This window comes from Larkinella insperata (assembly GCF_026248825.1).
In the GTDB taxonomy this organism is placed as follows: Bacteria; Bacteroidota; Bacteroidia; order Cytophagales; family Spirosomataceae; genus Larkinella; species Larkinella insperata.
The window spans coordinates 2,050,001-2,060,000 of sequence record NZ_CP110973.1; the positions used below are offsets into that span (position 1 = coordinate 2,050,001).

Below are 10,000 nucleotides of genomic sequence, written 5' to 3' on the forward strand. Positions count from 1 at the left end.
AGTTACCGTCACTGGCCAGGTTAACCCTTTTGAGGGGGGGAGCCGAAGCGAAAGCGAGTCTGAATAGGGCGACGCAGTCAGTGGGGGTAGACGCGAAACCGGGTGATCTACCCGTGGCCAGGTTGAAGTGGCAGTAACATGTCATGGAGGACCGCACCAGTAAACGTTGAAAAGTTTTTGGATGAGCTGCGGGTAGGGGTGAAAGGCCAATCAAACTCGGAAATAGCTCGTACTCTCCGAAATGTTTTTAGGAACAGCCTTGCATGTCAATTTCTCAGGAGGTAGAGCTACCGATAGGACTAGGGGGAGTCACATCCTACCAACTTCTGACGAACTCCGAATGCCTGAGAAGTGATGCGGGAGTGAGGGGTCGGGTGCTAAGGTCCGACTCCGAGAGGGGAACAACCCAGACCACCGGCTAAAGTCCCCAAGTGGTTGCTCAGTTGAACAAAGGAGGTCCGGTTGCCGAGACAGCCAGGAGGTTAGCTTGGAAGCAGCTATTCCTTTAAAGAGTGCGTAACAGCTCACTGGTCGAGCGAGGCGGGCATCGATAATAAACGGGCATCAAGCAACCCACTGAAGCCGTGGACACAAGCTTTGGCTTGTTGTGGTAGGAGAGCATTCTAAGGGGGGTGAAGGTGAAGCGCGAGCTTTGCTGGACTGCTTAGAAAAGCAAATGTAGGCATAAGTAACGACAATGCGGGTGAGAACCCCGCACACCGAAAGACTAAGGATTCCACCGCGATGGCAATCAACGGTGGGTGAGTCGGCTCCTAAGGGGAAGGCGAAGGCCGCACCTGAGGGTAAACGGGTTAATATTCCCGTACTGGCTGTATGAGAGAAGCGGGGACGGAGTACTGAACGGATCGCGCCCTGCGGGAATAGGGCGTTGAAGGCTATAAGCTAGTGGTTCCATTGGCAAATCCGTGGAACTAGGTGGAGGCCGATAGTACCTTGGCACCTTCGGGTGCCGGGGATAGTGTCCGGGAAGGGCTTCCAAGAAAAGCCGCTATCGCTAATCACACAGCTAACCGTACCGCAAACCGACACAGGTAGTTGAGATGAATAATCTAAGGTGCTCGAGTGAGTCATGGCTAAGGAACTCGGCCAATTTACCCTGTAACTTCGGGAGAAGGGGGGCCTACCCAGCGATGGGAGGCTGCAGAGAAAAGGCCCAGGCGACTGTTTACCAAAAACACAGGACTCTGCGAAATCGAGAGATTCAGTATAGGGTCTGACACCTGCCCGGTGCTGGAAGGTTAAGGGGGGGCGTTAGTCGCAAGGCGAAGCGCTGAACTGAAGCCCCAGTAAACGGCGGCCGTAACTATAACGGTCCTAAGGTAGCGAAATTCCTTGTCGGGTAAGTTCCGACCTGCACGAATGGTGTAACGATCTGGGCACTGTCTCAGCCATGAGCTCGGTGAAATTGTAGTTCCGGTGAAGATGCCGGATACCCGCCACGGGACGGAAAGACCCCGTGCACCTTTACTACAGCTTATCATGGACGCTGGCACAAGCATGTGTAGGATAGGTGGGAGGCTATGAGCCGGTGTCGCTAGGCATCGGGGAGCCAACGTTGAAATACCACCCTTGCGTGTGTTGGCGTCTAACCTGACAAAGTCAGGGACCGTGGTTGGCGGGTAGTTTGACTGGGGTGGTCGCCTCCGAAAGGGTAACGGAGGCTTCCAAAGGTTCGCTCAGGCCGGTTGGTAACCGGCTGTGGAGTGCAATAGCAGAAGCGAGCTTGACAGTGAGGCAGACAAGCCGAGCTGGTGCGAAAGCAGGGTATAGTGATCCGGTGGTTCCGCATGGGTGGGCCATCGCTCAAAGGATAAAAGGTACGCCGGGGATAACAGGCTGATCTCCCCCAAGAGCTCACATCGACGGGGAGGTTTGGCACCTCGATGTCGGCTCGTCACATCCTGGGGCTGGAGAAGGTCCCAAGGGTTCGGCTGTTCGCCGATTAAAGTGGCACGCGAGCTGGGTTCAGAACGTCGTGAGACAGTTCGGTCCCTATCTGTGGTGGGCGTTAGAAGATTGACGGGGGCTGCCCTTAGTACGAGAGGACCGGGGTGGACTCACCGCTGGTGAACCGGTTATTGTGCCCACGGTACGGCCGGGTAGCTACGTGGGGTTTGGATAAGCGCTGAAAGCATCTAAGTGCGAAGCCGGCCCGGAGATGAGTCTTCTATTGAAGGACGTTAGAGACGATGACGTTGATAGGCGGCAGGTGCAGGACGGGAGACCGTTACAGCCGAGCCGTACTAATGACCTGAGGGCCGAAGCGTTGACATTGTTGGTGGGAGTCTGGTGATTGTGAATCTCTTTCTTCTTAAAGAAGCTTAAAAAAGAACCATCCACGGTAGGTGTGTCCGTTGAGGCACAGCACCGCACGAGCTGGGATGGTGGCAAGGGTGCGGGGGAACACCTCTTCCCATACCGAACAGAGCCGTTAAGCCCCGTTACGCCGATGGTACTGGAGTCACTTCCGGGAGAGTAGGTTGCCGCCACCACAGATTATCCGTCCCCATTTCAGCAATGAGATGGGGACAAATTTTTTCTTTTTGATTGCAAGTTTCTATATTTGCGCCATAATCGGGGTGTAGCGCAGCCCGGTAGCGCGCTACGTTCGGGACGTAGAGGTCGTGGGTTCGAATCCCGCCACCCCGACATAATTCTTAACTTGGTTACAAACATGATTTTTGAAGTTATTTCTTCTAATCTTTGGTGGTGGCGTTCTTCTTCAAACGGAGTTGAACAGACCGCGTATGCTTTGTAGCCTTATCCAACTGGTTTTCAAAAGCCCACTGTTCAACACAGTGGGCTTTTTTTGTTTCTAACCAATTCACCTTTATGGACACTCAAGTTCAAGAACAGCAATCACCTTTCAAAGTCGCTAGCTCGTATCGCAAAATGCTTGCTGACACGTTGACACCCGTGAGTATTTATTTACGATTACGGGATAAGTTTGTGAACAGCATTCTATTGGAAAGCTCAGACTATCACGGGAATGACAATAGTTATTCGTATATCTGTTTTGATCCTGTAGCTAAATTTGAGTTTGATGGAAAAACCATCACCACTAATTATCCGAATGGTTTGTCCAACACTACCACGGTTACGGCTAAAGGGGATTTGCTTTCTGCTATTGAAGAGTTTAGAGCGTGCTTTCATTACCAGAAGCACGCTTTTCCATTTATAACCAACGGACTTTTCGGTCATATTGGTTATAACGCTGTACAGTTTTTTGAGGACATCACATTAAAAGCAACTTCTTCGGAAAACGATGTGCCATTGGTAGTTTATCAGGTCTTTCGGTATGTCATTGCTATTAATCACTTCAAAGACGAGCTGTATCTTTTTGAGCATACTTACCTGCAAGAGGGCCAGGAAGCCGGTGCGGATAACCTCGATTACATCGAAACGCTAATCAAAAGTCGTAATTTCCCTTCTTACAGCTTTCAAACAACCCAGCCGGAACAATCCAACTTTACAGATCAGGAATTTCTGGAAGTTATTCAGAAAGGAATCGATCACTGCCACCGCGGTGACGTATTTCAAATTGTGCTTTCCCGCAAATTTTCTACGGCCTTTCGGGGCGACGAGTTTAATGTTTACCGGGCCCTTCGATCCTTAAACCCCTCTCCTTATCTGTTTTATTTCGATTATGGCAGCTATAAACTGTTTGGTTCGTCCCCCGAGTCCCAAATTGTAGTTAAAGGTCGGAACGCCATTATCTATCCCATTGCGGGTACGTTTCGGCGGACGGGTGATGACATCGCCGATGCCGAGTTGGCTCAGAAACTACACGATGATCCGAAGGAGACGGCCGAACACGTTATGCTGGTAGACCTCGCTCGCAACGATTTGAGCCGCAATTGTGAAACCGTTAAGGTGGAAACTTTCAAAGAAGTGCAGTTCTATTCGCACGTCATTCACCTCGTATCGAAAGTGGTTGGGGAAATGAACGAGAATGCAAAACCGTTGCGAATTGTGGGGGAAACGTTTCCGGCGGGTACCCTGTCTGGTGCGCCCAAGCACATGGCTATGCAACTGATTGACCGATACGAACAGACGAGTCGTGGGTTTTACGCTGGTTGCATTGGCTTCATGGATTTCAAAGGAGATTTCAACCAGGCCATTATGATTCGGACTTTCCTGAGTCGCAACAACGTATTGCACTACCAGGCGGGTGCCGGTGTGGTAGCCAAATCAGATCCGGAAAGTGAGCTTCAGGAAGTACATAATAAATTGATGGCGCTTCGGACGGCCATGAAACAGGCCGAAACAATCTAAAAGAACCGTTTTATGAACGTGCTGGTCATTGATAATTACGATTCGTTTACATACAACCTCGTCTACATCCTCCGCGAGCTCGGCCATACCGTTGATGTCCGTCGCAATGATAAAATAACGCTGGAGGAAGTAGAGGCTTATGACAAAATCCTGTTGTCGCCGGGGCCGGGAATACCGTCAGAAGCTGGTTTGATGCAGGAGATCATCCGGACCTATGCCCCGACGAAAAGCATCTTAGGAATTTGTCTTGGTCACCAGGGAATTAGCGAAGTCTTTGGAGCGACCCTAGAAAATATGTCCGACGTTTATCACGGTGTTGCTCATCGTACTTTTATAAAAAACACCTCGGAGCAGTTATTTAAGGGGCTACCGGCAGAGTTAATGGTTGGACGGTATCATTCCTGGACGGTTGTTCCCAACACCGTACCCGCCGAACTAGTGGTTACAGCGGTTGATGAAGAAGGTCGGATCATGGGAATTGCGCACAAAGAATACGACGTGCGGGGTGTTCAGTTCCATCCGGAGTCGGTACTGACGGAGCATGGGAAAGAAATGCTGCAAAACTGGTTGGAATCGTGAAGCTGGATTCAGTAATTCCCTGGGGTCGCACACGGGATGAATACCGTCGGATGTTCAATTTAACGGAATCTGACGAGCAAAAACGTATTCTTGGCGTTGGCGATGGACCTGCCAGTTTTAACGCAGAGATGCAGCAGCTTGGGCATTCCGTAGTGTCAATTGATCCAATTTATAGATTCTCGGCGGGCGAAATAGCAACTCGAATTGAGCAAACGTACGATACGGTAATCAGTCAGTTGAAAGCAAATGCTGAACACTATAACTGGACTGATTTTCGGGATGCCGATGAGGTAGGAATTCAACGAATGGAAGCAATGCGGCAATTCCTGGCAGATTACGAAAGTGGCAAGCAGAACGGCCGGTACCAAACGGAGTCGCTCCCGGAAACCTCTTTTTCCGACCAGTCGTTTGATCTGGCGCTTTGTTCTCATTTGCTGTTTCTGTATTCAGCCCATTTGTCCGAAGACTTCCATCTTCAGGCGGTCAGGGAGCTTTTGCGCCTGGCGGCTGAAGTGCGGATTTTTCCGGTGATTGATCTAACCAACCAGCCCTCTGCTTTTGTAGATACCGTTTTGGCCGAATGCCGACAGAATGGTCATCAGGCCGAGTTGATCAAAGTAGCCTATCATTTTCAGAAAAACGGTGACCAAATGCTTTGCATCAGGCGATAAACCACAGACTGTATCATCACTATGAAAGACATACTAAACCACTTATTCGAATACAAAACGCTGACGAAAGAAGAAGCGCAGCGCGTCCTGATCGGCATCAGTACAGGGCAGTACAACACCTCGCAAATCGCGGCATTTCTGACAGTTTACATGATGCGTAGCATTACCGTTGAAGAACTGGAAGGCTTTCGGGATGCCATGCTCGAGCTTTGTCTGCCCGTGGATCTGTCGGAATACGATGTGATGGATTTATGCGGAACCGGTGGCGACGGGAAGGATACCTTTAACATTTCTACCCTGGCGGCTTTTGTTGTTGCCGGGGCCGGTCAGCGCATCACCAAGCACGGCAATCACGGTGTGTCGTCCATGTGCGGATCTTCGACGGTGATGGAGTACCTCGGCTACCGATTTACCAACGATTACGATGTTTTACGAAGAAAAGTCGAGAATGCCGGTATCTGTTTCCTGCATGCTCCCCTCTTCCATCCGGCCATGAAAAACGTCGGACCCATTCGGAAAGAGCTGGGTGTAAAAACATTCTTCAATGTCCTGGGACCAATGGTCAACCCGGCTTTCCCGAAAAAACAACTCGTTGGCGTGTTTAGTCTTGAATTAGCCAGATTATATGCGTATCTTTATCAGCAAACCCCCAAGCGGTTTATGATCTTACACGCTCTGGATGGCTATGATGAAGTGTCGCTGACCGGCGCCTTCAAGACGATCTCCGCACACGCTGAGCAAGTACTGACTCCGCACCAAATCGGTTTGCCCCAACTTTCACCCGAACAACTGGCCGGAGGCAAGTCGGTGGAAGACTCCGCCCGAATTTTCATGAATGTCCTGAAAAATGAAGCAACACCCGCCCAAACGGATGCGGTGATCGCCAATGCGGCTTTGGCGTTGGTGGCTGCTGAGCGGGCTGCAACCGTTGAGGAAGGCATTCTGCAGGCGAGGGAGTCATTGGAAAGCGGCCGAGCATTGAAGAGTCTTGAAAGACTGCTGGCCGACTGAGGAGATTTGAACAATTGGGTTGAACAACGAGTAAGGTAGTATACCACCGGAATAACGAGGAATAAAAATAGAATGGACGTACTTGAACGGATTATTGAGCGTAAGCAAACCGAAGTAACATATCAAAAAACCGTCGTCTCGCAACGGGAACTTGAACAACAGCCGCTGTTCAGTCGGCAGCCGTTGTCTGCTCGCAAAGCCATTCTCCAGCCCGGATCTTCGGGTATTATTTCCGAGTTTAAGCGCAAGTCTCCCTCAAAAGGCATTATCAACGATCAGGTCTCGGTGGCAGAAACCACGGCAGGCTACGTCCGGGCCGGTGCAGCCTGTTTGTCGGTTTTAACGGATGAACCCTTTTTCGGCGGTACATCCAACGACTTGATGCAGGCCCGCCAGGCTAACCCCTCGACGCCAATTATCCGGAAAGATTTTATCATTGACCCGTATCAAATCATCGAAGCTAAAGCAATTGGGGCTGATTTTGTGCTGCTCATTGCATCTTGCCTGACACCTCAGCAGGTTGTCGACTATAGCCAGTTGGCGCACGAATTGGGGCTGGAAGTTTTGCTCGAAGTACACGATGAGGACGAACTGGCCAACCACCTGACCGATACCGTTGATCTGGTGGGCGTTAACAACCGCAACCTGAAAACGTTTGTGACGGATGTTCAAACGTCCGTGCGGCTTTCGGCGCTGATTCCGGATTCATTCGTTAAAGTTTCGGAAAGCGGTTTGCAAAAAGCCGAATCCATCGTGGCGCTTCGGCAGGCTGGGTACCAAAGCTTTTTGATCGGAGAAACGTTTATGAAAACCGCCGATCCGGCTGGCGCTTTGCAGCAGCTGATCGATGAAGTAAACCAGTTGCATCCATTACCTCAAAAACAATACATCGTATGAAAGTAAAAGTCTGTGGAATGCGGGATTCCGATAACATTCGTGAATTGCTCGCCCTGACACCCGATTTTATGGGGTTTATTTTTTACGACAAATCTCTTCGATTTGTTGGAGATGAATTGGAGGCCGACTTGCTCAAGTCGTTTCCGCGCAGCACAAAAAAGGTAGGGGTGTTCGTTAACGCCAGCCCGGACTACATTCTGCGTACTGTAAAGAAGTACGATCTGCAATACGTTCAGCTGCACGGTAACGAGACGCCGGACTTCTGCCGAAACCTGCGAAACCGGGGTGTTAGCATTATTAAGGCATTTGCCGTTGATGAATCATTCAACTTCAGCATGATCAACAACTACAAACCGTCCTGCGATTTCTTCCTGTTCGATGCGAAAGGAGAACAAGCCGGCGGTAACGGTATTGCGTTTGACTGGGGTCTGATGAGCCGCTACGACAACGAAAAGCCGTTCTTCATCAGTGGAGGAATCGACGCAAGTACCCTCAATTCATTGGAAAAGCTGAAGCAGCTGAAGCTCTACGGAGTTGACATCAACAGCAAAGTAGAATTAAGCCCCGGATTGAAAGATGCGGTTTCCGTGAAAGCTGTCATTACTGGCTTGAAACCCGTCGAAGAAGAGGAAACCGTCATTTAACCGGAACTAAATGAAATAACTATACTTTCCGAGACAGTCAAAAACTGTCTCCCGGGCTTTTCTGCCTTTAATAAATCCGTAGTAACACGTAAAACGGCAGGTGTTGAGACCAAAAGTTGGTTGGATGCGATTAGATGTTACTGCATACTTGTTTTTGAGTACAATGGAAACTACAGAAGTAAAATCAGCTTACCAGGTCGACGACCGCGGCTATTACGGAACATTTGGTGGAGCGTATATTCCGGAAATGTTGTATCCCAACGTGGAGGAACTGCGTCAGAATTACCTCTCCATTATTGCCGATCCCTCTTTTCAGCGTGAGTTTCGGGAACTACTGACAGATTATGTCGGGCGTCCAACACCCCTTTTTCACGCTCGCCGTCTGTCAGAAACTTATAACACAACCGTGTACCTAAAGCGGGAGGATCTCTGTCATACGGGTGCCCACAAAGTCAACAATACCATTGGGCAAATATTGGTAGCCAAGCGGCTGGGTAAAAAGCGGATTGTTGCCGAAACCGGCGCAGGCCAGCACGGTGTCGCTACCGCAACCGTATGTGCGCTCATGGGGTTGGAGTGTATTGTGTACATGGGCAGCATTGACATGGAGCGCCAGAAGCCCAATGTTGATCGGATGCGGATGCTCGGCGCCAGTGTGGTTCCGGCCACCAGCGGTAGTCAGACGCTCAAAGATGCCACCAACGAGGCCATGCGGCACTGGATCAACAATCCGGTCGATACGCACTATGTCATTGGTTCGGTGGTAGGGCCGCACCCGTACCCCGATATGGTGGCTCGTTTTCAATCCGTTATATCGGAAGAGGTTCGTAAACAATTACACGAAAAAACGGGTCAATCCAATCCTAACTATGTCATTGCCTGCGTAGGTGGAGGAAGTAACGCAGCCGGCGCATTTTATCACTACCTGGATCAACCAACCGTACAGCTCATTGCGGCCGAAGCGGCTGGTCAGGGAATAGCAACCGGTCATTCAGCCGCTACAACAGCGTTGGGAAAACCCGGTATCTTACACGGGAGCAGCACCATTTTGATGCAAACCGAAGACGGGCAGGTTGTTGAACCGTATTCGATCTCCGCCGGGTTAGACTATCCCGGCATTGGCCCCATGCACGCCCACCTGTTTGCTTCCGGACGTGGGACCTTCTACTCCATTACGGATCAGGAAGCGCTGAATGCTGCTTTTGAGCTGAGCCGTCTGGAAGGTATCATTCCAGCCCTGGAATCTTCGCACGCATTAGCTTGTATTCCTAAACTGAAAGCAGGCCCGGACGAGGTGACGGTCATCTGCCTTTCCGGTCGGGGAGACAAAGACCTAGCCGCCTACACAGCCCATCTTCCAAAGTAAGTCTGAATCCTTGAGAAACACCATCCGCCCCCGAACCGGCGGACGAAAGTTCCATTTTCTAACTACAACGGCCATGAACCGCATTACCGAGTTATTTCAGCATAAACCCAACCAAGTTTTGAACGTTTACTTTACCGCCGGTTTTCCGCAACTAAACGATACCGTGCCGATTCTGGAAACGTTACAGCAGGCCGGAGTAGATATTATTGAAATAGGAATGCCGTACTCGGATCCGGTTGCCGATGGTGAAACGATTCAACAGAGCAATCAAAAAGCCCTGAACAATGGCATGACACTGCGCATTTTATTTGACCAGTTGAAGGGAATTCGGGAAAAAGTTAAAGTGCCTATTCTACTGATGGGCTACTTAAATCCCGTGGTTCAGTTTGGCGTTGAAGAGTTCTGTCGGAAATGCGCCGAGGTTGGTGTAGATGGAATTATTGTGCCTGATTTGCCCATCGACGTCTACGAGCGAGATTACAAATCAATATTTGACCGGTATAATCTGCTGAACATATTTCTAATAACTCCCCAGA

General features: G+C 50.2%; 8 protein-coding genes, 1 tRNA gene and 2 rRNA genes (2 of these 11 cut by a window edge). All 11 read left to right on the forward strand.

The annotated features are described in order from the left end of the window. Positions 1–2,288 (forward strand): 23S ribosomal RNA (locus OQ371_RS08325); it begins 609 nt to the left of the window's first position. Between the two features lie 113 nt (positions 2,289–2,401). Further along, positions 2,402–2,513, forward strand: a 5S ribosomal RNA gene (rrf, locus tag OQ371_RS08330). Between the two features lie 83 nt (positions 2,514–2,596). Then, positions 2,597–2,670, forward strand: a tRNA-Pro gene (locus OQ371_RS08335). A gap of 183 nt (positions 2,671–2,853) precedes the next feature. Beyond that, positions 2,854–4,296, forward strand: coding sequence for an anthranilate synthase component I family protein (locus OQ371_RS08340; RefSeq protein WP_265993324.1), 1,443 nt, complete (start codon positions 2,854–2,856; stop codon positions 4,294–4,296). Positions 4,297–4,308: 12 nt separating this feature from the next. Beyond that, positions 4,309–4,875: an anthranilate synthase component II gene (locus OQ371_RS08345; protein WP_265993325.1), complete on the forward strand. Its 567-nt coding sequence runs from the start codon at positions 4,309–4,311 to the stop codon at positions 4,873–4,875. A gap of 128 nt (positions 4,876–5,003) precedes the next feature. Continuing rightward, entirely contained in the window at positions 5,004–5,546 is a 543-nt protein-coding gene (locus tag OQ371_RS08350) for a class I SAM-dependent methyltransferase (protein WP_265993326.1), read from the forward strand. Positions 5,547–5,567: 21 nt separating this feature from the next. Then, positions 5,568–6,557, forward strand: a complete 990-nt coding sequence (gene trpD, locus OQ371_RS08355; protein WP_265993327.1) for an anthranilate phosphoribosyltransferase — start codon at positions 5,568–5,570, stop codon at positions 6,555–6,557. A gap of 72 nt (positions 6,558–6,629) precedes the next feature. Beyond that, positions 6,630–7,454, forward strand: coding sequence for an indole-3-glycerol phosphate synthase TrpC (gene trpC, locus OQ371_RS08360; RefSeq protein WP_265993328.1), 825 nt, complete (start codon positions 6,630–6,632; stop codon positions 7,452–7,454). Beyond that, the gene (locus tag OQ371_RS08365) at positions 7,451–8,098 is read left to right on the forward strand and encodes a phosphoribosylanthranilate isomerase (protein WP_265993329.1); all 648 of its coding nucleotides are present in this window, start codon (positions 7,451–7,453) and stop codon (positions 8,096–8,098) included. The genes trpC and OQ371_RS08365 overlap by 4 nt, the downstream gene beginning before the upstream one ends. Before the next feature lie 163 nt (positions 8,099–8,261). Beyond that, on the forward strand, positions 8,262–9,464 hold the full coding sequence (trpB, locus tag OQ371_RS08370) for a tryptophan synthase subunit beta (RefSeq protein ID WP_265993330.1): 1,203 nt from the start codon (positions 8,262–8,264) through the stop codon (positions 9,462–9,464). 73 nt (positions 9,465–9,537) lie between these two features. Then, positions 9,538–10,000, forward strand: the 5' portion of a protein-coding gene (trpA, locus tag OQ371_RS08375) for a tryptophan synthase subunit alpha (protein WP_265993331.1). It continues 353 nt past the right edge of the window; only the first 463 of its 816 coding nucleotides appear in the window; it begins with the start codon at positions 9,538–9,540; its stop codon lies off the right edge, out of view.

Excerpts from the sequence above, each read along its gene's own strand:
- OQ371_RS08365 (WP_265993329.1), top strand. The coding sequence starts at position 7,451 with ATGAAAGTAAAAGTCTGTGGAATGCGGGATTCCGATAACATTCGTGAA.
- trpC (WP_265993328.1), top strand. The coding sequence starts at position 6,630 with ATGGACGTACTTGAACGGATTATTGAGCGTAAGCAAACCGAAGTAACA.
- OQ371_RS08350 (WP_265993326.1), top strand. The coding sequence starts at position 5,004 with ATGCAGCAGCTTGGGCATTCCGTAGTGTCAATTGATCCAATTTATAGA.
- OQ371_RS08340 (WP_265993324.1), top strand. The coding sequence starts at position 2,854 with ATGGACACTCAAGTTCAAGAACAGCAATCACCTTTCAAAGTCGCTAGC.
- trpB (WP_265993330.1), top strand. The coding sequence starts at position 8,262 with ATGGAAACTACAGAAGTAAAATCAGCTTACCAGGTCGACGACCGCGGC.
- trpD (WP_265993327.1), top strand. The coding sequence starts at position 5,568 with ATGAAAGACATACTAAACCACTTATTCGAATACAAAACGCTGACGAAA.
- OQ371_RS08345 (WP_265993325.1), top strand. The coding sequence starts at position 4,309 with ATGAACGTGCTGGTCATTGATAATTACGATTCGTTTACATACAACCTC.